23 protein-coding genes are annotated in these 20,299 nt (G+C 58.7%); 9 read left to right on the top strand and 14 right to left on the bottom strand.

All coding sequences use genetic code 11. The features are described from left to right. Positions 1 to 27: 27 nt before the first annotated feature. Genes CLV83_RS16295 through CLV83_RS16285 form a run of 3 tightly spaced genes read left to right on the top strand, consistent with a single transcriptional unit; the run spans position 28 to position 2,948 of the window. A complete protein-coding gene (locus tag CLV83_RS16295; RefSeq protein ID WP_132294810.1) occupies positions 28 to 1,317 on the top strand; it encodes an AAA family ATPase in 1,290 nt (429 codons plus the stop codon). Next, a complete protein-coding gene (gene fmdA / locus CLV83_RS16290) occupies positions 1,314 to 2,546 on the top strand; it encodes a formamidase (RefSeq protein ID WP_132294807.1) in 1,233 nt (410 codons plus the stop codon). The genes CLV83_RS16295 and fmdA overlap by 4 nt, the downstream gene beginning before the upstream one ends. Positions 2,547 to 2,561: 15 nt before the next feature. Then, positions 2,562 to 2,948 carry a zinc ribbon domain-containing protein gene (locus tag CLV83_RS16285; RefSeq protein WP_132294804.1) on the top strand — a complete coding sequence of 129 codons (387 nt, stop codon included), beginning with the start codon at positions 2,562 to 2,564 and terminating at the stop codon, positions 2,946 to 2,948. 99 nt (positions 2,949 to 3,047) lie between these two features. Here the strand turns inward: CLV83_RS16285 and CLV83_RS16280 are convergent, their stop codons facing one another. Continuing rightward, positions 3,048 to 3,785 (bottom strand): glutamine amidotransferase-related protein, encoded by a 738-nt coding sequence (locus tag CLV83_RS16280; RefSeq protein WP_132294801.1) that lies wholly within the window; start codon positions 3,783 to 3,785, stop codon positions 3,048 to 3,050. A gap of 146 nt (positions 3,786 to 3,931) precedes the next feature. Here CLV83_RS16280 and CLV83_RS16275 point away from each other — a divergent pair, with 146 nt between their 5' ends. Continuing rightward, complete coding sequence (locus tag CLV83_RS16275; RefSeq protein WP_132294798.1) at positions 3,932 to 4,693, top strand: metallophosphoesterase; 762 nt, start codon at positions 3,932 to 3,934, stop codon at positions 4,691 to 4,693. A 120-nt stretch (positions 4,694 to 4,813) separates the two neighbouring features. On the opposite strand, the gene CLV83_RS16270 is transcribed toward CLV83_RS16275, so the two are convergent. Next, positions 4,814 to 5,914 (bottom strand): polyamine ABC transporter substrate-binding protein, encoded by a 1,101-nt coding sequence (locus tag CLV83_RS16270; protein WP_132294795.1) that lies wholly within the window; start codon positions 5,912 to 5,914, stop codon positions 4,814 to 4,816. Between the two features lie 327 nt (positions 5,915 to 6,241). Between CLV83_RS16270 and CLV83_RS16265 the strand changes: the two genes are divergently transcribed. Then, positions 6,242 to 6,448: a hypothetical protein gene (locus tag CLV83_RS16265; protein ID WP_104005007.1), complete on the top strand. Its 207-nt coding sequence runs from the start codon at positions 6,242 to 6,244 to the stop codon at positions 6,446 to 6,448. 184 nt (positions 6,449 to 6,632) lie between these two features. After that, complete coding sequence (locus CLV83_RS16260) at positions 6,633 to 6,938, top strand: c-type cytochrome (RefSeq protein ID WP_132294792.1); 306 nt, start codon at positions 6,633 to 6,635, stop codon at positions 6,936 to 6,938. An 81-nt stretch (positions 6,939 to 7,019) separates the two neighbouring features. Here the strand turns inward: CLV83_RS16260 and CLV83_RS16255 are convergent, their stop codons facing one another. Beyond that, positions 7,020 to 7,946: a flagellar motor protein MotB gene (locus tag CLV83_RS16255; RefSeq protein ID WP_132294789.1), complete on the bottom strand. Its 927-nt coding sequence runs from the start codon at positions 7,944 to 7,946 to the stop codon at positions 7,020 to 7,022. Between the two features lie 47 nt (positions 7,947 to 7,993). Continuing rightward, on the bottom strand, positions 7,994 to 8,752 hold the full coding sequence (gene pomA / locus CLV83_RS16250; protein WP_132294786.1) for a flagellar motor protein PomA: 759 nt from the start codon (positions 8,750 to 8,752) through the stop codon (positions 7,994 to 7,996). A gap of 224 nt (positions 8,753 to 8,976) precedes the next feature. On the opposite strand from pomA, the gene CLV83_RS16245 reads away from it, so the two are divergent. Genes CLV83_RS16245 through dxs form a run of 3 tightly spaced genes read left to right on the top strand, consistent with a single transcriptional unit; the run spans position 8,977 to position 11,914 of the window. Next, positions 8,977 to 9,219, top strand: coding sequence for an exodeoxyribonuclease VII small subunit (locus CLV83_RS16245; RefSeq protein WP_132294783.1), 243 nt, complete (start codon positions 8,977 to 8,979; stop codon positions 9,217 to 9,219). A gap of 2 nt (positions 9,220 to 9,221) precedes the next feature. Further along, positions 9,222 to 10,109 (top strand): polyprenyl synthetase family protein, encoded by an 888-nt coding sequence (locus tag CLV83_RS16240; protein WP_243642415.1) that lies wholly within the window; start codon positions 9,222 to 9,224, stop codon positions 10,107 to 10,109. Beyond that, complete coding sequence (gene dxs / locus CLV83_RS16235) at positions 10,109 to 11,914, top strand: 1-deoxy-D-xylulose-5-phosphate synthase (protein ID WP_132294780.1); 1,806 nt, start codon at positions 10,109 to 10,111, stop codon at positions 11,912 to 11,914. Before CLV83_RS16240 ends, dxs begins: the two co-directional genes overlap by 1 nt. 41 nt (positions 11,915 to 11,955) lie before the next feature. On the opposite strand, the gene ribA is transcribed toward dxs, so the two are convergent. The 10 genes from ribA to glyA form a co-directional block, all read right to left on the bottom strand. After that, positions 11,956 to 12,579: a GTP cyclohydrolase II gene (ribA, locus tag CLV83_RS16230; protein WP_132294777.1), complete on the bottom strand. Its 624-nt coding sequence runs from the start codon at positions 12,577 to 12,579 to the stop codon at positions 11,956 to 11,958. Positions 12,580 to 12,698: 119 nt separating this feature from the next. Next, complete coding sequence (locus tag CLV83_RS16225) at positions 12,699 to 13,175, bottom strand: phosphatidylglycerophosphatase A family protein (RefSeq protein WP_132294774.1); 477 nt, start codon at positions 13,173 to 13,175, stop codon at positions 12,699 to 12,701. Next, positions 13,172 to 14,158: a thiamine-phosphate kinase gene (thiL, locus tag CLV83_RS16220; RefSeq protein ID WP_132294771.1), complete on the bottom strand. Its 987-nt coding sequence runs from the start codon at positions 14,156 to 14,158 to the stop codon at positions 13,172 to 13,174. The genes CLV83_RS16225 and thiL overlap by 4 nt, the downstream gene beginning before the upstream one ends. 14 nt (positions 14,159 to 14,172) lie before the next feature. Further along, a complete protein-coding gene (gene nusB, locus CLV83_RS16215) occupies positions 14,173 to 14,682 on the bottom strand; it encodes a transcription antitermination factor NusB (RefSeq protein ID WP_132294768.1) in 510 nt (169 codons plus the stop codon). Positions 14,683 to 14,686: 4 nt separating this feature from the next. Further along, positions 14,687 to 15,160, bottom strand: coding sequence for a 6,7-dimethyl-8-ribityllumazine synthase (ribH, locus tag CLV83_RS16210; protein ID WP_104005017.1), 474 nt, complete (start codon positions 15,158 to 15,160; stop codon positions 14,687 to 14,689). A 40-nt stretch (positions 15,161 to 15,200) separates the two neighbouring features. Then, positions 15,201 to 16,322, bottom strand: coding sequence for a bifunctional 3,4-dihydroxy-2-butanone-4-phosphate synthase/GTP cyclohydrolase II (gene ribBA, locus CLV83_RS16205; RefSeq protein WP_132294765.1), 1,122 nt, complete (start codon positions 16,320 to 16,322; stop codon positions 15,201 to 15,203). A 16-nt stretch (positions 16,323 to 16,338) separates the two neighbouring features. After that, positions 16,339 to 17,001: a riboflavin synthase gene (locus tag CLV83_RS16200; protein ID WP_132294762.1), complete on the bottom strand. Its 663-nt coding sequence runs from the start codon at positions 16,999 to 17,001 to the stop codon at positions 16,339 to 16,341. Then, positions 17,001 to 18,140, bottom strand: a complete 1,140-nt coding sequence (ribD, locus tag CLV83_RS16195; RefSeq protein ID WP_132294759.1) for a bifunctional diaminohydroxyphosphoribosylaminopyrimidine deaminase/5-amino-6-(5-phosphoribosylamino)uracil reductase RibD — start codon at positions 18,138 to 18,140, stop codon at positions 17,001 to 17,003. The genes CLV83_RS16200 and ribD overlap by 1 nt, the downstream gene beginning before the upstream one ends. Before the next feature lie 5 nt (positions 18,141 to 18,145). Beyond that, entirely contained in the window at positions 18,146 to 18,631 is a 486-nt protein-coding gene (nrdR, locus tag CLV83_RS16190; protein ID WP_104005021.1) for a transcriptional regulator NrdR, read from the bottom strand. Between the two features lie 225 nt (positions 18,632 to 18,856). Further along, positions 18,857 to 20,113, bottom strand: a complete 1,257-nt coding sequence (gene glyA, locus CLV83_RS16185) for a serine hydroxymethyltransferase (RefSeq protein ID WP_132294756.1) — start codon at positions 20,111 to 20,113, stop codon at positions 18,857 to 18,859. Between the last annotated feature and the right edge of the window lie 186 nt (positions 20,114 to 20,299).

Below are 20,299 nucleotides of genomic sequence, written 5' to 3'. Positions count from 1 at the left end.
GCCCGTTTCCCGGAGACGGAGCGTCCTATGCCGTTTATCAACGACAGGCTCGACCAGAACCAGCGTGGCTTGGAACAGGGCTCGCCCCTGCCCGCCTCGGCCAGCGGTTACAAGTCGCGCTTCACCTTCAACCCTGACGCGGTGGTCGATCTGCTCAAGCGCAAGATCGCCGGTCAGCGGCCGGTGATCGAGGCGCTTGGCGCCCAGCTACGGGTGGTCAAGGCGGATATCTGCGAACCGGGCCGGCCGCTCTACGTCACGCTGTTTATCGGCGATACCGGCGTCGGTAAAACCGAGATCGTGCGCCTGCTGGCCAACGCCATTCACGGCTCGCCAGACAGCTTCTGCCGCATCGATATGAACACCCTCTCGCAAAGCCACTACAGCGCGGCCATTACCGGGGCACCGCCGGGGTACGTGGGCAGCAAGGAGGGTGTCACTCTGTTCAATGAGGACTTGATCGCCGGCAGTTATGGCCGCCCAGGGATAGTTCTGTTCGATGAGATCGAAAAGGCCAGCAACGATGTGGCGCGGGCGCTGATGAACATTCTCGATGCCGGCAAGCTGAAACTGGCCTCGGGCAATCGAGAACTGGATTTCAGCAACAGCCTGATCTTTATGACCAGCAACGTGGGCTCCCGTGCCTGGGTCGACCTTCAGCGGGAAGCCCGCGGCCCCTGGATCAAACGATTGAAGAACCACCTGAAACCGGTGCATCACTCACGCGCAGCACTGATCGAAGATGCGCTGCATGAACGCTTCGATCCCGAGTTTCTCAATCGTATCGACCGTATCGAGCTGTTTGAGCCGCTCACCACCGAACACCTCGAGACCATCATCACGCTGGAGCTGGAGCGCACCAACCGCACGCTGAAACGCAAGGGCGTCGAAGCACAGCTCGATCCCGCTGCGGTGGCATTGCTGCGGGCCAAGGGATTCGATCCGGAGTTTGGCGCGCGTTCTATCCGGCGCAGTTTTCGTGAACTGGTGGTTCTGCCACTGGCCAGTGCTTTGCTTGCCAACCCACCCGCCACTGGCACTCAAGCAAGAACCAGCCTGTTCCGCGGCCAGGTCCGCGGCGATCTCATCCATTTCAGTCCGGTTTCCGCGAGCAGCCGGGAACCACAGCAACCCCCGAAGCAGCACGACCCGGCAACTCTGCGATCAGAGCAGAGGCCAGATGAGCAACATTCACAACGGCACTTTTCGCACCACGTTTCTTCCCAAAACCATTCGTCAGAAAACCTTTCTTCAGAAAACAATCCTTCACAAACCGAGCCGAGCCCGGAGAGGGCAGGACAGGAGATGAAACCATGACCGATACCATCATCAAGATCGATCTGAACAAATCCGCCTACGAGCACGACAACGTGCATAACCGCTGGCACCCGGACATTCCGATGGTGGCAACGGTCAAGCCAGGTGACGACTTCATCGTCGAGTGCTTCGACTGGACCGGCGGCCAGATCAAAAACGATGACAGCGCCGAAGATATCCGTGATGTGGACCTGACCCAGGTGCACTTCCTGTCCGGTCCTATTGCCGTCGAAGGGGCGGAGCCGGGTGACCTGCTGGAGGTGGATATTCTCGATATCGGCGCCTTCGACGAAATGCAGTGGGGCTTTAATGGCTTCTTCGCCAAGAAAAACGGCGGCGGTTTCCTCACCGACGAATTCCCGCAGGCACAGAAGTCGATCTGGGATTTCAACGGCATGTTCACCAAATCCCGTCATGTACCGGGCGTTGAGTTCGCCGGCATCCTGCATCCAGGCCTGATCGGCTGCCTGCCTTCGCGCGATATGCTGGATAAGTGGAACAGCCGTGAAAAAGAACTCTTCGACACCAACCCGGAACGCGAGCCTGCGCTGGCCTGCCTGCCGTTCGCAGGTACCGCACATATGGGACGTATGAAAGGTGATGACCGCGATACGGCAGCGGCCGAAGGCGCCCGCACCGTGCCGCCGCGTGAACACGGCGGTAACTGCGATATCAAGGACCTGACCCGCGGTGCCAAGGTCTACTTCCCCGTTTACGTAGACGGCGCGGGCCTTTCCGTGGGCGACCTTCACTTCAGCCAGGGCGATGGCGAAATCACCTTCTGCGGTGCCATCGAAATGGCGGGCTGGATCCATATGCGCGTCAACCTGATCAAGGACGGCATGTCGAAGTACGCCATCAAAAACCCGATCTTCAAGCCGAGCCCAATGGTACCGAAATATGACGACTACCTGATCTTCGAAGGTATCTCGGTGGATGACGAGGGCAAACAGCACTACCTCGACACCAGCCTGGCATACAAGCAGGCCTGCCTGAACGCTATCAATTACCTTAGCAAATTCGGTTACTCACCGGCTCAGGGTTACGCCATTCTCGGTTGTGCGCCAGTTCAGGGTCATATCAGCGGCGTGGTGGATATCCCCAACTCCTGCGCAACCCTGTGGCTCCCCACCGATATCTTCGACTTCAATGTCAAACCCAACAGCGAGGGTCCGACCAAGCAGCTTGATGGCAGCGTCGATATCCCGCTGGCGCCGGATCTGGATTGATAAGGGAGAACCAACATGCCGTTATATGAATACAAATGTCCCGACCATGGTGTGTTCCAGGAGCTGGCAACCATGGCGGAGCACGACAAACCCTGTGCCTGCCCGCAGTGCGGCACTCAGTCCGCCCGGGTAATTACCCTGCCACCACAGATGCTGGCGATGTTGAAAGAGAAGAAGGAGGCGATGGAGCGCAACGAGAAAGCTCAGCATGAGCCGCAGTTTCTGACACCGGCCCAGTACCGGGAACAGGAAGCGGAGAAGAAGGAACGGGCCGCACACCGGCATCGTCACAGCTCAAGCTGCGGCTGCAGTAACGGCAGCGAGCGTAAGATCAAGCTGTTCTACACCGCCGATGGCAGCAAAATGTTTCCCTCCATGCGACCCTGGATGATCAGTCACTGATCCATTCTGACCCGTTAAGACTGCGCCGGCTCTCAGATGGCCGGTGCAGCTTTCCCTACTCCGGCTTTCCTTGGCCGGAGTTTTTTATCTGACAGCCAGCTACTCCAACAGCACTCTGTCCACAAAGGCGCCCATCAGAGCATTGGATTCCGGGGTTTCCACGGCATTGGCCAGCACCTGATCAAGATGATCATCACCGTCGGTGTAGTGCGCCTTGTAGTAAGTGAGGCGCTCCACCAGGATCCGCTTGTCTACCTCCGGGTGGAACTGGAACGCCCAGAAGCGGTGGTCTTTTACCTTGAAGGCATGGATACAGGCATCGGTCAGCGCCAGTACCTGGCAGCGCCGTGGCAGTTCGGTGGCGTACTGACGATGCACCGAAACCGCCATGAACGGATCCGGCATATCCCAGAACAGCGGATCCTTGCCAGCGGCAAGGGTCAGGGAGATTGGCAAACACCCCATCTCGAAGTCTTTGTCCTTGTGGCGTATCCGCCCACCGAGGGCCAGTACCGCCAGCTGAAAGCCGAAGCAGGAGGCGAACACCGGTTGATCCCGCTCCAAGCTGTTCAGTAACAGCTGCTGGGCGCGCTCCACAAAGGGATACTTCTCGGGCTCGAGCACATTGGCTTCGCTGGCGCCGCCTACCAGCAGAGCATCGTAACCGTCGGCCGCATCGATACTGAAATCCGGCGTATCGAACAGATTCAGCACGTCGATCTGATCCGGTTCCAGGCGGCAATAACGGGTGAAACTCTCCAGCTCCTCCCGTCGTACCTGAGCGCCGTCCCGAATCTGCATCAGCAGCAACCTGAGGCTGGATCTATCCTTGGCCATTCTCTCTCCTTTCTTCGGGAAACGCCGGCGGTTGTTCGTAGATCGGCCAAGCGGACAACTCTGTTAACCGCAAAGACCACTGCTTCTGTAATGATGTTAGCCTAAGCTTTCGGAGATAGCCTGATGCAGGGAGACAGTCGCAGGAAATGAACACCGTTTTATGCATTGAAGCGAACACCCGGGGACGGGATTTCGTGGTTGGCGATATTCACGGCTGGCTGGATCCGCTGCGCGCGGAGCTGGATGCGGTCTGCTTTAACAAGGAGGTGGATCGGCTGTTTTCAGTGGGAGACCTGATCAACCGCGGCCCTCATTCGCAGGAGTGTCTGGAGCTGGTTAAAGAGCCCTGGTTCTTTGCCGTGCGCGGCAATCATGAACAGATCCTGTTCGACTGGTTGCAGGGGGAATCGAGCATTAATACCGCGGACTGGATGCGCTTTGGCGGCAAAAGCTGGCTCGGGCCCGGGCCCGATCACTTTTTCATGCGGAATACGGAGTTTCGCCGTTTCGCCGAGCAACAGGCCAGGGAGATGCCTTGGGTTATCGAGCTGCCACTGGCCGATGGCCGCACGATCGGCATCAGCCACAGCTCAGTACCTGTGGATGACTGGCTGGACCTGAAGCTGCGCCTGCCTAATGAGCCAGCCCTGCGCAGTGCGCTGATCTGGGATCGTCCCGCGAAGGACCCGGACTTTATTCATCAAGTCAGCGGCATCGACCTGACGGTGCACGGACATGTGATCCTGCCCCAGGTACAGAAACGCGGTAACGGCATCTATATCGATACCGGCGCTGCGCTGTTTGGCCAGAATATCAAAACCGCTGACAGCAACTGTCCGCATCCCCGCATCAGTGCCATCGAGGTCACCGACCTGTTTCATATCACGGATCATTATCTGACGGCCTGAGCGGATAAGTGCAAGCGGCAGATCCCCCCGTAAGATGCACCGTAAAAAGCAAAACGCCCCACTCTCCGAACCGGGAAAGTGGGGCGTTTTTTGTAGCATGGCCGTTTCGACAGAACCGTCTTAGTGACCGGTTTTCACACGGGTCCAGGCACGGTTCATGGTGCGGATTTCACGCTCGGCCGGGGTCTTCAATACCACCAGACTTTCGCGGGTTTCCTGCGGCGGGTAGATACCCGGATCATTGCGGATCTCGGGATCGATCAGCTCTTCGGACGCCTTGTTCGCATTGGCATATGCCACGTAGTCGGTGACCGGTGCGATCACTGCCGGATCGAGCAGGTAGTTGATGAATTTGTGCGCCGCATCCGGGTTCGGCGCATCGGTGGGGATCACCATCACGTCGGTCCAGACCACCGCACCCTCTGAAGGCACAGCGTAGGCCACGTTAACACCGTTCTCTGCTTCGGCTGCACGGTCACGGGCCTGCAGTACGTCGCCTGAGTAGCCATGAGCCACACAGATATCGCCGTTGGCCAGGTCATTGATGTACTGGGAGCTGTGGAAATAGCGGATGTTAGGGCGCACCGCCGCAACCACGTCTGCGGCCTTGTCGATCGCCTCACGGCTGAAATCGTCGGTGGGCTCGCCCAGGTAAACCCGCGCCGCGGTCAGTACCTCGGTGGCATCGTCCATCAGCGTGACGCCGCAGGATGACAGCTTGGCTACGATCTCCGGATCAAACACCAGGCGCCAGGTATCCAGAGGCATGTCGTCACCGAGAATCGCCTTTACCTTGTCGACGTTATAACCGATACCGGTGGTACCCCACATGTAGGGCACCAAATAGTTGTTGCCCGGGTCGATATCCGTCAGGGAATCCATGATCACCGGATCCAGGTTATCCCAGTTGCCCAGCTTGGATTTATCCAGCTTCTGGTACAGCCCCGCCTTCAGATGGCGATCCGCAAAAGGACGCGCTGTGGGGAACAGCAGGTCGTAACCGCTCTTGCCCACCAGCAACTTGGCTTCGGCAACCTCGTTGGAATCGTAGACGTCATACACTACATCGATGCCGGTCTCTTTTTCGAAGTTAGTGACCGTGTCCTCGGCGATGTAGTCGGACCAGTTGTAGATATGCAGCTCTTCCGCCTGGGCAGCGCCAGCCAGGGCCAGCGATACAGACAGTGACAGAGAGGCAATAGGTAAAAAAGCAGGTTTCATCGCATCCAATCTCCCGCGGTGATCTCTGAGTAACCGGGCTCTTATCGATGGCCCGGCTTTGTTCGACAGACGTCTATCTGCACGGCCGTCGTGTATCTCGAATATGAACAAAAGCCGAAGGGAACTAAAGCTTTTTCTTGTTGATCAAAGAAAAATCGGACTATTTGGTCAACTCCTGTCAGCCAATCTGCCCCGCCCGCCTCACTCAGGCCGGGATCTCTATTTAACGAGCACCCGACAGATTGTCACAGGACCCCAAAGATTCTGAAACCTGAGTGTCACAACTTGAGGATTAAATCGTCGCTGAATATAAAGAGGAAAATAAATATGCATAGCGATCATCACATCACTAACGATCTGCAACAGCTTCTGCGTCGCGGTTACTCCGCTGACGATCTGACAACCAACCTGAGCTTTCCCCGCGAACTGGTGGAAAAAGCACTGTCCCAGTACCAGGCTGAAATCCGCCAGCGTCAGCATGACCGCGCCCTTCACAGCCAGGCAACCTATGCCATGCGTCTCCAGCGTCGCTAGTCGGCGCTGCCCACTGTTTCCCATCCAAGACAGATCAATCTTTGGCCATTCAGGCAAGATTAACCACCTAAGCGGTATTTACTACTCCCAAGGCCCCTCCTAAACTTGGCCTGATCTATTTTTAACCGGATTCGTACGTCTGAATGAGTAGGTCCGATTGATAGCACTGTCAAAGGAAACAACCATGAAAAAAGCGCTTGTACTGGCAGCCGCTGCTGCCCTGCTGACCCCGGCCGCTGCAATGGCAGAACGTTCCGGTGAAGAGCTTTACAACACCAAGTGTTCCGTTTGCCACGCCTCTGGTGTCGCTGGTGCTCCGCTGTTCGGTGATGCTGAAGCCTGGGCTCCGCGCGCCGAGAAAGGTATGGACGCGCTGCTGGCAACTGCCAAGTCCGGTCTGAACGCTATGCCGCCGATGGGCACCTGCGTTGACTGCTCTGACTCTGAAATGACCGCTGCCATCCAGTACATGCTGGATGCTGCCAAGTAAGGCATAAGCAAGGTCTGACCAAATAAAAAAACCGCCCGGAATTCCAAGGCGGTTTTTTTATATCTGCCTATCCCTTGAAGATCAGAAAATCTCCCCCGGATTCAGTAACTGGCCTTCGGTATCACCGTCAGGCCGGGATTGCAGCCGTTCCAGCATCTCCTGATCATTCCCCTTCTGGATCACGATCTCTACACGACGGTTACGGGCGCGGTTTTCCGGCGAGTTATTGGGCGCCAGCGGTTTGCTGTCGGCATAACCGGAAACCTGGAAACGGGACTGATCGATGCGTGGGTCAGAAAACAGCTCTTCCCCAACAGCCAGGGCGCGCGCCGCCGATAGATCCCAGTTAGAGGAGAAGCGGGAGCCCGAATAAGGAATGTTGTCTGTATGGCCTTCGATTGAAATACGACCGGTGACATCAAGCAGCACGTCACGGATTTTTGCGATCACTGGAATGTAGTCAAACTTGAGTTCGGCAGAACCGGAATCGAAAGAGCCCTGCTCCTTCACGCGGATAATCAACTTGGAGCCATCGGTTTCCACCTCAACGGCACCATCGCCAATCTCTTCGGAGAGCACCTGGGCAAACTCAATGGCGTCCTGCTGCGCTTCCTGCTTCTGCTGTTCGATCAGCTGTTCCAGCCCACGCAACTGATCCAGCACCTGAGACTCACCCACCTCGGGGCGCACATCCAGGGTGTTCATATCGTTGTTGATCGTCATCTGACGGACTTCGTTCAGCGGCGTCGGCTCCGGGCGGCCCGGGCTAAACTCCTGAGCGATGATCGAGGTCCCCTTGGGAATATCCTCAACCTTGATCTGCGCCTGCACGCCAAACGCTTCACGCATGGAGCCAGCGAGCTGTTTGAACTTGAGCACGTCCATCTCGGAGAATGACAGCAGCAGCACGAAGAAACACATGAGTAGCGACATCAGATCAGAGAATGTCGCCATCCATGCCGGCGCTCCCGGCGGCGGACACTTACATTTTTTCTGCTCGTCGCTCATCTAATTCTCTTGGCTTTCTGGCTTGGCTAGCGAAGCTCGCTCAAGGCTCAGGCTTCTGCCTGCTGACGTTTTTTCTCGGGCAGATAGTTGCGCAGCATCTGCTCAATCACACGCGGGTTCTGTCCCGCCTGGATCGCCAACAGACCATCGATAATCAGTGACTGATTAAGCGCTTCCTCATCCTTGCGGTTTTCCAGTTTGTCGGCGATCGGTAGCGCCACAATGGTAGCCAGCATGGCGCCGTAAAGTGTGGTGAGCAGCGCCACCGCCATGGCGGGACCGATCGATTTGGGGTCTGACATGTTGGAAAGCATCTGTACCAAACCCACCAGCGTACCGATCATGCCCATGGCCGGGCCCACATCACCGATAGCGCGGAAAATTTTGGCACCAAAATCATGGCGCTCATCGGTGAGACTGGCTTCCTTGAGCAGCAGGTTCTTGACTACTTCCGGATCGTGACCATCCACCAGCAGCTGAATACCACGCTGCATAAAAGGGCTGGAAACCTCTTTTTCTTCCAGAGAAAGCAGGCCACCCTTGCGCGCCGCATCGGCCAGATCCACAGTCTCGGCGATGATCTCTTCCGGCATCACCGATTTGAACATGAACGCCTTGGCAGCAATTTTTCCGGCGCCGAGAAACTGCCCGAGGGTGAACTTGGTTAACACCACCAGCAGACTACCGCCGATAACAATCAAAATAGAGGGGACGTTTACGAAGATGCCGACATCGCCACCAAGCACCATCGCTGCGACAACGATGCCCAGTGCGCCGATCAATCCTACAAGTGTCGCCAGATCCATTGATTGAAACTCCTATAGCCTGACTGATGGCACAAGTTTTTGAGATGATGCTCTGAATGATACCAGATTTATACAGGTGTTCACGTACTGAACACGTTGGTTTTTCAGGCGCTGCGGGGCCGCTACCCGGCGTCTGGCCGGCGCTTATCGATTGACCCCGCGCGGGCAGTTGGTTAAGTTGACTGCCTTGTTTACCCCACTCTTTACCCGACCCTGATCAGACTATGGCCCGCACCCGCAAAGCACCCGATTTTGAACAATCCCTGACGCAGCTCGAAGCCGTCGTTGAGCGTATGGAGCAGGGCGACCTGCCCATCGAAGAAGCCCTGAAGGCGTTCGAGGAAGGCGTCAAACTCACACGCGAGTGCCAGGATATCCTGCAGCAGACCGAACAGAAGGTTCAGGTGCTGGTTGAACAGCAGGGCGAGATGAAGACCCGCCCCTTCCAGGAAGAGCAGGACGACTGACCGTGGAGCTTAGCGATCAGTTAACCGTCTGGGCCGAACGAGTCGAGACCAACCTGCCCCTGTACCTGCAGGATTGTTCCGCACTGGAGCCACGTCTGATCGAGGCGATGCACTATGCGCTGTTGAACGGCGGCAAACGCATTCGCCCCGCACTGGTCTACATGAGCTGCAACTTCTGCGGCGGATCCCCGGAGCTCGCGGACCGCGCAGCGGCGGCGATCGAGGCGGTGCACAGCTACTCGCTGGTGCACGATGACCTGCCCGCCATGGACGACGACGACCTGCGCCGTGGCCAGCCCACCTGTCATATCGCCTTTGACGAAGCCACCGCGATTCTGGCCGGTGATGCCCTGCAGTGTTTTGCCTTCGAACTTCTCAGCACGCCCGACGCGGAGCTGCTTCCCCAGCGTCAAATGCGGATGCTGAATATTCTGTCCAGCGCCAGTGGCGCCAGCGGCATGGTGGCTGGTCAGGCCTATGACCTGGCCCATGTGGGCGACAGCCTGACCCTGGAACAACTGCAGGCGATGCACGCGTTCAAAACCGGCCGACTGATCACCGCCGCCCTGCAGCTAGGTGCCGCCGCGGCCGGCTGTGAAGACCCGGAGACACTGGAGCGGCTGCAGCGCTATGGCGATATGATCGGCCTGGCGTTTCAGGTTCAGGATGACCTGCTCGATATCGAGGGCGACACCGAAACCCTGGGCAAACCCCAGGGCTCGGACCAGGCGCAGAACAAGCCGACTTACCCGGCCCTGCTGGGCATCGCCGGTGCCCGTGCTAAATTGGAACAGTTGCACCGCGAAGCGCTGGAGGCACTTTCACCCTTTGGTTCCAGCGCCGCACCGCTACTCGACCTGGCCAACTTTATCGTCACCCGCGACCACTGATGCGCACGCAGATACCCACACAACGTCCGGCCACACCGCTGCTGGACACGGTTAACTCCCCCGCCGAGCTGTCGCAGCTGGCTGCTTCCCAGCTGCCGCAACTGGCGCAGGAGCTACGCGACTGGTTGCTTTACAGCGTCGGTGTCACCGGCGGCCACTTTGGCGCTGGCCTCGGTGTCGTTGAACTGACCATCGCCCTGCACTACCTGCTGGATACACCGGCGGATCACCTGGTCTGGGATGTGGGTCATCAGACCTATCCACACAAGATTCTCACCGGCCGGCGTGAGCAGATGCTCAGTATGCGTCAGCCGGCTGGCCTGGCACCCTTCCCCAAGCGCGCCGAAAGCCCCTATGACAGTTTTGGCACCGGTCACTCCAGCACCTCGATCAGCGCAGCCCTGGGCATGGCCCTGGCCAGCCGCCTGAAGGGCGAGCAGCGCAAAACCGTGGCCGTGATCGGCGATGGCGCCATGACTGCCGGTATGGCGTTTGAGGCGCTGAGCCACGCGGCCCATACCCAGGCCGACATGCTGGTTATCCTCAACGATAACGATATGTCGATCTCACCCAACGAGGGCGGTCTGGCTACCTACCTGGAAGAGCACCTGCGGGCCGGCCAGCTGTCGGGACAGCATAAGGGTCCGGAGCTGGACGGCAGCGCCACCGGCGCCCTGTTCGGCGCGCTGACCTTCGACTACCAGGGCCCGGTGGACGGCAACGACTTCGACAAACTGCTACCGGCGCTGAAACAGGCGCTTAACAGCAAAGGTCCGCAGTTCCTGCACCTGGTGACACGCAAGGGCAAAGGCTTTGAGCCGGCCGAATCCGATCCGGTGGGTTATCACTCCATCACCAAGATCGAGCCACTGGATGCGCCGGTGAAGCCGAAGAAACCGAAGTTCTGCAACATCTTCGGTGGCTGGCTCTGCGACACGGCAAAACAGGATGAACGCCTGGTGGGGATCACCCCGGCCATGCGCGAAGGCTCGGACCTGATCGCCTTTTCCGAGCAGTTCCCCGAACGCTATTTTGACGTCGCTATTGCCGAGCAGCATGCGGCGACTCTCGCCGCGGGATTTGCCTGCGAGGGGATGAAACCGGTGCTGGCGATCTACTCCACCTTCCTGCAGCGCGCCTACGATCAGTTCGTCCACGATATCGCCATTCAGGATCTGGATGTGCTGCTGGCCGTGGACCGCGCGGGTCTGGTTGGCGAAGATGGCGCCACCCATGCGGGGCTGTTCGATCTCGCTTACCTGCGCTGCCTGCCTGGCGTTATGTTGATGACGCCCTCAGACGAGCAGGAGCTCTATCAACTGCTGAAAACCGGCTACGACTTCCAGGGCCCCGCCGCGGTGCGTTATCCGCGTGGGTCCGGCAGCGAGATCCAGGTCGACCCGACACTGCCGGCTCTGGAGCCCGGCAAGGCCAGGGTGATTCGTAGCGGCAACAAGGCGGCAATTCTTAACTTCGGCCCGCTGCTGCCCGCCGCTCAACAGGCTGCTGATCAGCTGGACCTGACGCTTGTGGATATGCGCTTCGTAAAGCCGCTGGATACCGGGCTGATCGACCAACTGGCACAGAGCCATGAGCTGCTGGTAACGCTGGAAGATCACGCCATTGCAGGTGGCGCAGGTTCGGCGGTCGGTGAGTATCTTCAGTCCCGTGGCACACAAACGCAGCTACTCCAGTTGGGAATTCCCGATCACTGGATTGAGCACGCTTCACGCGGCGCACAGCTGGCGGAGTGTGGACTGGATGCGGAAGGGATTAAAGCGGCGGTGGAACAGCGCCTGAGCTGATCAGCTCAGGCGGCGGGGACAGAAAGCGGCTTAGAACGAATTCAGGAGCTGCTTTCTTCGGTGTTCTGAAAATGAACTTCGGACATCATGTGGCCAAGTTTGCCCATTTTCGTTTCCAGATAATGTTCGTTGTGGCTGTTCTTGCCAACCTGTAACGGTTCACGATTCGCCACGGTCAGACCGTACTGCTCCAGCGCAGAAACCTTTCGTGGGTTGTTGGTCATCAGACGCAGCGAGCGCACGCCCAGGTGCTTGAGCATCGGCAGGCACATGCTGTAATCACGCATATCGGCAGCAAAACCCAGCTTCTCGTTGGCTTCCACCGTGTCCGCGCCCTGATCCTGCAGATGATAGGCGCGGATCTTGTTCAGCAGGCCGATGCCACGACCTTCCTGACGTAGATACAGCAGCACACCCCGCCCCTCTTCGGCGATACGCTTAAGCGCTTCCTGCAGCTGGAAACCGCAGTCGCAGCGCAGGCTGAACAGGGCATCGCCGGTCAGGCACTCTGAATGGATACGGCCCAGCACCGGCTCATCGGTATCCACATCACCGAATACCAGCGCCACATGTTCTTTACCGCTGGTCTTGTCCTCAAAACCGACCATGGTGAAAACACCCCAGGGGGTTGGCAGTTTAGAGTCGGCTACATACTGAACAGTCACGAAATTACACCTCTATATGGGCAGCCGCGGGAGCTTTAACACAGCTTAGTTAGCGACCACCTCGCCCTTGGCGGGGCAGATATTATAAAGCATAGCGGCTGGCAGCTCGACCAGCAGGTTCATGCCATAACGTAGATTATGATTTGCAGAACCAACGCGGCAAACACCCCCGCGATCAGGTCGTCCAGCATAATGCCGAATCCACCATGTACGCGCTGGTCGGCCCAACGGATTGGCCAGGGCTTGAGAATATCGAACACCCGGAACAGCACGAACCCCAGCAGCGCCCATACCGGCGCCACCGGTACCGCGATCATGGTGATCCAGTAACCGACAAACTCATCCCAGACGATGCCGCCATGATCGTGCACACCAAGATCATCAGAGGTGCGCTGACAGAGCCAGCACCCCACCGCAAAGGCAGCCAGCACGATCAACAGGTAGGTGATCAGCGGCAGTTGCGCCAACAGGTACCAGAGCGGTATCGCTGCCAGGGTGCCCGCGGTACCCGGAGCCCAGGGCGATGCGCCGCTGCCCAGGCCAAAGGCCAGAAAGTGGATCGGGTTGCGCCAGACTGACGCCGGTGCCCGGTTCATCGTTGCTCTCCATCAAAAACGCCATCAAGAACGCCAAAATGATCATAGCCTTGCGCGCTACTGTTCCATGGCTGGCCATCGCAAAACACACTGACACCGTTGCCGGCATGCATCTGGCCGACACAGGTCAGCGGCAGTTGCAGCGACTCAGCGACTGAAAGACAGGCTTCCAGTTGCTCAGGCGCGATGGTCAGACAGAGTTCGAAGTCTTCACCACCGCTGAGCGCCCACTGACGCGCTTTTTCAGCCCCTGCATAAGCTTCCAGCTCAGCGGATAGCGGCAGTCGCTCCAGATCGATACGGGCGGCCAGGCCACTCTGCCGGGCGATATGGCCAAGATCGGAGACCAGGCCGTCCGACAGATCGATCGCAGCCGATGCATAGCGGCACAGCCCTCGAGCCAGCGCGATACGCGGCTCCGGGCGGAAAAACCGCTGTCGCAGATAAGCGCTCGATGCGGATTGGTCGCTATCCAGCTGAACCTGCAAACCACCGCGGCTATCACCCAGGGTGCCACTGACAAGCACCAAATCACCCTCGCGGGCACCGGATCGGGTCAAGGCTTCATTGGCTTTCACCCAGCCATGCACCTGAACACTGAGTGCCAGCGGACCACGGGTGGTATCACCGCCCACCAGAGCGATATTCAGCTCGGCCGCGCGCCGGGCCAAGGCAGCCGCAAAAGGCTCCAGCCAGTCGGGATCAGCCACGGGAAGTGTCAGGGCCAGGGTAAACCAGGCGGGCTCGGCCGCCATAGCAGCCAGATCGCTGACCGCCGCGCCCAAAAGGCGCTCGGCGATCAGTGCAGGATCGCTCCCCGGCAGAAAGTGGACACCTTCCACCAGGGTATCGATGGACACCGCCAGCTGAGCGCCGGCCGGGGGTACCAGCAGAGCACAGTCGTCACCGATCCCCAGAGCCACGTCATCACGCCGCGCGGCGGACCGGGCAAAATAGGTGCTGATCAGTTCAAACTCGCCCACTGCCGTGCCAGACCTTAGCGCCGTGCGGCGATCTCCGCCCTGCGAGACTTCTGTGCAACCTTGTCGAGCACACCGTTAACATAACGGTGGCTGTCGGTGGCACCGAAGACCTTGGCCAGCTCAACGCTTTCGTTGATCGCCACGCGGTAAGGCACCTCCATACGGCGCAGCAGTTCGAAGCTGCCGATACGCAGCACGTTGACCTCGACCGGGTCCAGCTCATCGATGTTGCGATCGAGAAACGGCGAGAAGATCACATCCAGCTCGGCTTTCTCGTTGATCACACCACGCAGCAACTGGCTGAACAGCTGCACATCGGCTTCCTTCATTTCAGGATTGATGCGGAACTGGGCTTCGATCTCGTTGGCCTGCTGACCGCCCACCTGCCACTGGTACAGGGCCTGCAGAGTGAGCTTGCGCGCGTTACGGCGCTGTTCGGTCAGAGACGGCTTGCGATTCTTCTTCGGCGCGCTTTCGCTAGAGCTACCGTTGGAACTGTCTTTGGAGCTGGGGGTGTCGCTCATGTTCTTAAGCCTCAAGCTGACGCAGCAGGCTCACCATCTCCAGTGCGGAGAGGGCAGCTTCAGCGCCTTTGTTACCGGCCTTGGTACCGGAACGTTCGATCGCCTGCTCGATGCTGTTGACGGTCAGGATACCGTTGGCAACAGGCACACCGTACTCCAGAGACACCTGGGCACAGCCCTTGGAGCTCTCGGCAGAGACGTATTCAAAGTGCGGAGTACCGCCACGGATCACCGCACCCAGGGCGATGATGGCATCATCTTTTTTCTGGGCAGCGACTTTCTGCGCCGCCAGCGGGATCTCGAAAGCGCCCGGTACACGGATGATGCGGATGTTGTCTTCGCTGACGCCGTGACGCTTCAGTGCGTCCAGGGCGCCTTCCAGCAGGCTTTCTACAACGAAAGAGTTGAAGCGACCAACCAGGATCGCGTATTTGCCGTCGGCGCTGACGAAGTCGCCTTCATAAACTTTTACTGACATCGGATCTGTCCTGTAATGACAAAGAAGAGTGACCGCCCGGTTACTCTTCGCAAGAGATATATTCTTCGACTTCGAGATCGAAGCCCGAAATTGCATTGAACTTCATCGGCGAGCTGAGCAGGCGCATTTTGCCCACGCCCAGTTCACGCAGAATCTGTGAGCCCGTACCCACCTGCAGGTAGGCGCCAGACGAACTGACGGTTACCTTGGAGTGTTTTCTCGGGCTGGTGGTGAGACCCTGAAGGGCGTCACCGAGATCGATCCGCTGACCGGAGTCGATCAGGATCACCACACCCTTGCCTTCCTGAGCTACACGCTCAAGCGCACGGCGCATGGTCCATTTTTTCTCTTCGCCGGGGACAACGCCACCGACCACGTCACGCAGCACTTCGCCACGGATATGCACACGCACCAGCGTCGGCTCTTCCGGGGTGATCTCGCCCTGGTACAGCGCCAGGTGGCTGCAGTTCTGAATCTCATCACGGTAAACCGCGTATTTGAACTCGCCGTACTCGGTTTCCAGCACGCCCTCGTCGGCACGCTCAACGGTATGCTCATTCATGGCACGGTAGTGGATCAAATCGGCGATGGTACCGATCTTCAGGCCGTGCTTGGCAGCGAATTTTTCCAGGTCCGGACGACGCGCCATGCTGCCGTCTTCGTTCATCACCTCAACGATCGCTGCGGCCGGCGTCAGACCTGCCAGGCGCGCCAGGTCGCAACCGGCTTCAGTGTGGCCGGCACGGCTCAGCACGCCGCCGGGCTGTGCCATCAGCGGGAAGATGTGACCCGGCTGCACGATATCTTCCGGCTTGGCGTCATGACGCACGGCAACACGCACGGTGTGCGCACGGTCCGCCGCGGAGATACCGGTGGTTACGCCATTGGCCGCTTCGATCGACAGCGTGAAGTTGGTGGAGAAGGCTGCACCGTTGCTCTGCACCATCAGCGGCAGCTTGAGCTGTTCGCAGCGCTCGCGGGTCAGCGTCAGGCAGATCAGGCCGCGGGCGTGGGTCGCGAAGAAGTTGATATCTTCGGCACGCACCATCTCGGCGGCAATGATCAGGTCACCTTCGTTCTCGCGGTCTTCGTCGTCCATCAGGATAACCATCTTGCCCTGACGGATATCCTCGATAATCTCTTCAGTGGTGTTCAGTTGCATACTTATCTCCAGCGCCCTAGCGACGCATGAATCCGGCCGCAGCCAGCTTGTTCATTGTCAGCCCTTCGCCCGGCTCAGCATCGCTGTCGGAGGCGCCCATCAGGCGTTCCAGGTAGCGTGCAATGAGATCCACTTCCAGGTGGACCCAGCGGCCCTGGCGATAGCTATCGATAATGGTTTCCTGCGCCGTATGCGGCACGATATTAAGGCCGAAATCCGCGCCGTTCACACTGTTGACGGTAAGACTCACGCCATCGATGGTGATCGAGCCCTTGGCGGCGATATAGCGCTGCAGCGACTTCGGCGCCTGGATCGTCAGCCGCACGGAGCGGGCATCGTCGTGACGATCCACGATCTGGCCCAGGCCATCCACGTGACCGCTGACGATATGCCCGCCAAAACGGCTTACCGGCATCATCGCCTTTTCCAGGTTGACCTTCTCACCCACCTTCATATCCGGGAAGCGGCTGTGCGCCAGGGTTTCCTTGGACACATCGGCCACAAAGCCATCACCGGGCAGTTCCACGGCGGTCAGGCAGATGCCGTTGGTGGCGATACTGTCACCCAGTTTTACATCACCGAGGTCCAGCTCGCCGGTGCGCACACGCACGCGCATATCGCCATCGACCATGCGGATATCGGCAATTTCACCAATCGCTTCAATAATGCCGGTAAACATCAGTTATCAGACTCCTCGACGCCGGCCAGTTTCCAGTTCAGTCGCAGATCCTGGCCCAGGTGACGTACCTCGTCCAGCACCAGCGGGATCTGTTGATCCATACGTTCCAATGGCAGCTGCAGCAAAGGTCTGGCGCTGCTGCCGAGCAGCTTGGGCGCCATGTAAACCACCAGTTCGTTCACCAGACCTGCGCCGACAAAAGCACCGGCCAGGGTCGCGCCGCACTCGACCAGCAGCTCGTTACACTGTTCCTGTTGCGCCAGCCACTCAAGGATAGCGCCCAGATCCAGGCGCTCGCCGTCTTCACGCACCTGAACTTCCGCCCCCGCTTCCTTGAGTGCGTTGATTCTCGCCTCATCGGAACTCAGGGTCATCACCAGCGTACGCCCGGGCTGACGCAGAATCTTAGCTGTCAGCGGCAGACGCAGGTGTGTATCCAGCACCACGCGCAGCGGCTGGCGTTTCACGATCTCGGCGGCGTTCTCCACGCCGAGTTCGTTTTCCCTCAGCGTCAGCGAAGAATCGTCCAGCAGCACGGAATCGATGCCGGTCAGGATCGCCGAGCTGCGCGCGCGCAGGCGCTGTACATCGGCACGGGCGGCGCTGCCGGTGATCCACTGGGACTCGCCACTGGCCATGGCGGTGCGACCATCGGCGCTCATCGCCAGCTTGGCACGGACATAGGGCAGCCCCGTTTCCATGCGTCGAATAAAGCCGGGGTTCAGCTGTTTCGCTTCGGCTGCCATCAGTCCGCTGGCGACTTCAACGCCCGCCTGACGCAGACGCTCCAACCCGCGGCCAGCAACGGCGGGGTTGGAATCGACCATGGCGCAGACCATACGGGAGATACCCGCCTCAACCAGCGCCTCGGCGCAGGGAGGGGTACGGCCGTAATGGCTGCAGGGTTCCAGCGTGACATAGGCGGTAGCGCCACGGACTTGGTCGCCGGCCTGTTTCAGCGCGTTGACCTCGGCGTGCCCCTCACCGGCACGGACGTGGTAGCCCTCACCGATAATCTCGCCCTCTTTCACCAGCACACAGCCCACGCGGGGATTCGGGTCGGTGGTAAACAGGCCTCGGCGTGCCAGCGCGATGGCGCGGCCCATAAACTGATGATCGAGTGAGGAGAAACCGGACATAGGCTTTAAGACTCCGCCTGCCCGTTGCCATTCGCTTCCGCGTTGGCGGAGAGACGTTCGATCTCTTCCTTGAACTCGTTGATATCCTGGAAACTGCGGTAAACGGACGCAAAGCGCACATAGGCAACCTGGTCGAGCTTGCGCAGCTCTTCCATCACGATCTCGCCCACTTCACGGGAGGGTAGTTCACGCTCGCCGGTGGCGCGCAGTTTCAGTTTGATTCGGGTAATGCAGGCTTCTACAGCCTCGATGCCAACCGGGCGTTTCTCCAGCGCTCGCTGAATGCCGCCACGCAGTTTGGCCTCGTCGAAGGGTTGCCGGGTGCCGTCACCTTTAATGACGCGGGGCATGACGAGTTCTGCTTCTTCGAAGGTGGTAAAGCGCTCATGGCATTTGACGCATTCGCGCCGTCTGCGCACCTGCTGTCCCTCGGACACCAGTCGCGAGTCGACAACCTTGGTATCACTTGCGCCACAGAAGGGACAATGCATCCTCAGCCTCGAATAAAGAGCGTCGGTCCAGAAGACCTGAAAGAAAAGAGCGTTTTAAGCGTCCAATAAAGCGTTTTGCACAGCTTCATCGACGATTCTACAAACAACTTTATAAACAACAAACGGGGCGACTGTTGAGTCGCCCCGCCATTCTAGGGAGGCAGGAACCAATTTTCCAGCCTCCGCTACCAGGGTTTTACCCCTGTGCGTCGTTTATATTCCGATTTACTTGTAAACCGGGAAACGTGCGCAGATATCGACAACCTTGGCCTTGACCGCAGCGATCACTTCCTCGTTGTTGATATCTTCCAGAACGTCACAGATCCAGCCAGTCAGTTCGGTCACTTCAGCTTCCTTGAAGCCACGACGGGTAACCGCCGGAGTACCGATACGCAGACCGGAGGTGACGAACGGTGAACGCGGATCGTTCGGTACAGCGTTCTTGTTCACGGTGATGTTGGCGCGACCCAGGGCAGCGTCAGCATCCTTACCGGTGATGTCCTTACTGACCAGGTCAACCAGGAACAGGTGATCTTCGGTACCGCCGGAAACGATATCGATACCGCGCTCCAGGAACACCTTGACCATCGCCTTGGCGTTTTTAACGACCTGAGCCTGGTACTCTTTCCACTCCGGCTCCATCGCTTCTTTGAAGCAAACCGCTTTCGCCGCGATGATGTGCATCAGCGGGCCGCCCTGGGATTCAGGGAATACAGCGAAATTCAGCTTCTTCTGCAGCTCTTCATCGGCACGGGCAGACAGGATCAGACCACCACGCGGGCCACCCAGGGTTTTGTGGGTAGTGGTGGTAACGACGTCAGCGTACTGCATCGGAGACGGGTACTGACCGGCAGCGACCAGACCGGCAACGTGGGCCATATCGACAAACAGGTAAGCACCGACTTTGTCAGCGATCTCACGGAACTTGGCCCAGTCGATGATCATGGAGTAGGCAGAGAAGCCCGCTACGATCATCTTCGGCTTGTGTTCCAGCGCCAGACGCTCAACTTCAGCGTAATCGATTTCGCCGGTTTCCGGGTTCAGACCGTACTGTACAGCGTTGTAGATACGACCAGAGAAGGAAACGGACGCGCCGTGGGTCAGGTGACCACCGTGAGCCAGGCTCATACCGAGAACGGTATCGCCCGGTTTGCACAGCGCCATGTAGACAGCGGCGTTAGCCTGGGAACCGGAATGCGGCTGAACGTTGGCGAAGGTAGCGCCGAACAGTTCGCAGGCACGGTCGATAGCCAGGTTCTCAACGATGTCGACGTATTCGCAGCCACCGTAGTAACGTTTGGCCGGATAGCCTTCCGCGTATTTGTTGGTCAGCGCGGAACCCTGAGCTTCCATTACACGCGGGCTGGTGTAGTTTTCGGAAGCGATCAGCTCGATGTGCTCCTCCTGGCGGGTCACCTCGGACTGCATCGCGTCCCAGAGATCCTTGTCGAAGCTGGCGATAGACATATCTTTGCTAAACATTACTGTCCCCTGATTGAGCAACGTCGTCGGCAGCGACGGGTCATTGGCGAAAAGCAAAACCGATGGGCCAACTGCCGTGAAAAGGCCAGCATTATAGTCGAAAAAGCACTCGCTGGGCACATGAAATAGCGTCAGGCGGGCTGGAACAGGTTTCATATTCGGTGCAGCCAACCCACAAGCTAAAAC

It is taken from the genome of Marinobacterium mangrovicola (assembly GCF_004339595.1).
Taxonomy (GTDB): domain Bacteria; phylum Pseudomonadota; class Gammaproteobacteria; order Pseudomonadales; family Balneatricaceae; genus Marinobacterium_D; species Marinobacterium_D mangrovicola.
This window is presented reverse-complemented; position numbering and strand designations above follow the sequence as displayed.

Excerpts from the sequence above, each read along its gene's own strand:
- CLV83_RS16295 (WP_132294810.1), top strand. The coding sequence starts at position 28 with ATGCCGTTTATCAACGACAGGCTCGACCAGAACCAGCGTGGCTTGGAA.
- fmdA (WP_132294807.1), top strand. The coding sequence starts at position 1,314 with ATGACCGATACCATCATCAAGATCGATCTGAACAAATCCGCCTACGAG.
- CLV83_RS16285 (WP_132294804.1), top strand. The coding sequence starts at position 2,562 with ATGCCGTTATATGAATACAAATGTCCCGACCATGGTGTGTTCCAGGAG.
- CLV83_RS16280 (WP_132294801.1), bottom strand. The coding sequence starts at position 3,785 with ATGGCCAAGGATAGATCCAGCCTCAGGTTGCTGCTGATGCAGATTCGG.
- CLV83_RS16275 (WP_132294798.1), top strand. The coding sequence starts at position 3,932 with ATGAACACCGTTTTATGCATTGAAGCGAACACCCGGGGACGGGATTTC.
- CLV83_RS16270 (WP_132294795.1), bottom strand. The coding sequence starts at position 5,914 with ATGAAACCTGCTTTTTTACCTATTGCCTCTCTGTCACTGTCTGTATCG.
- CLV83_RS16265 (WP_104005007.1), top strand. The coding sequence starts at position 6,242 with ATGCATAGCGATCATCACATCACTAACGATCTGCAACAGCTTCTGCGT.
- CLV83_RS16260 (WP_132294792.1), top strand. The coding sequence starts at position 6,633 with ATGAAAAAAGCGCTTGTACTGGCAGCCGCTGCTGCCCTGCTGACCCCG.
- CLV83_RS16255 (WP_132294789.1), bottom strand. The coding sequence starts at position 7,946 with ATGAGCGACGAGCAGAAAAAATGTAAGTGTCCGCCGCCGGGAGCGCCG.
- pomA (WP_132294786.1), bottom strand. The coding sequence starts at position 8,752 with ATGGATCTGGCGACACTTGTAGGATTGATCGGCGCACTGGGCATCGTT.
- CLV83_RS16245 (WP_132294783.1), top strand. The coding sequence starts at position 8,977 with ATGGCCCGCACCCGCAAAGCACCCGATTTTGAACAATCCCTGACGCAG.
- dxs (WP_132294780.1), top strand. The coding sequence starts at position 10,109 with ATGCGCACGCAGATACCCACACAACGTCCGGCCACACCGCTGCTGGAC.
- CLV83_RS16225 (WP_132294774.1), bottom strand. The coding sequence starts at position 13,175 with ATGAACCGGGCACCGGCGTCAGTCTGGCGCAACCCGATCCACTTTCTG.
- nusB (WP_132294768.1), bottom strand. The coding sequence starts at position 14,682 with ATGAGCGACACCCCCAGCTCCAAAGACAGTTCCAACGGTAGCTCTAGC.
- ribH (WP_104005017.1), bottom strand. The coding sequence starts at position 15,160 with ATGTCAGTAAAAGTTTATGAAGGCGACTTCGTCAGCGCCGACGGCAAA.
- ribBA (WP_132294765.1), bottom strand. The coding sequence starts at position 16,322 with ATGCAACTGAACACCACTGAAGAGATTATCGAGGATATCCGTCAGGGC.
- CLV83_RS16200 (WP_132294762.1), bottom strand. The coding sequence starts at position 17,001 with ATGTTTACCGGCATTATTGAAGCGATTGGTGAAATTGCCGATATCCGC.
- ribD (WP_132294759.1), bottom strand. The coding sequence starts at position 18,140 with ATGTCCGGTTTCTCCTCACTCGATCATCAGTTTATGGGCCGCGCCATC.
- nrdR (WP_104005021.1), bottom strand. The coding sequence starts at position 18,631 with ATGCATTGTCCCTTCTGTGGCGCAAGTGATACCAAGGTTGTCGACTCG.
- glyA (WP_132294756.1), bottom strand. The coding sequence starts at position 20,113 with ATGTTTAGCAAAGATATGTCTATCGCCAGCTTCGACAAGGATCTCTGG.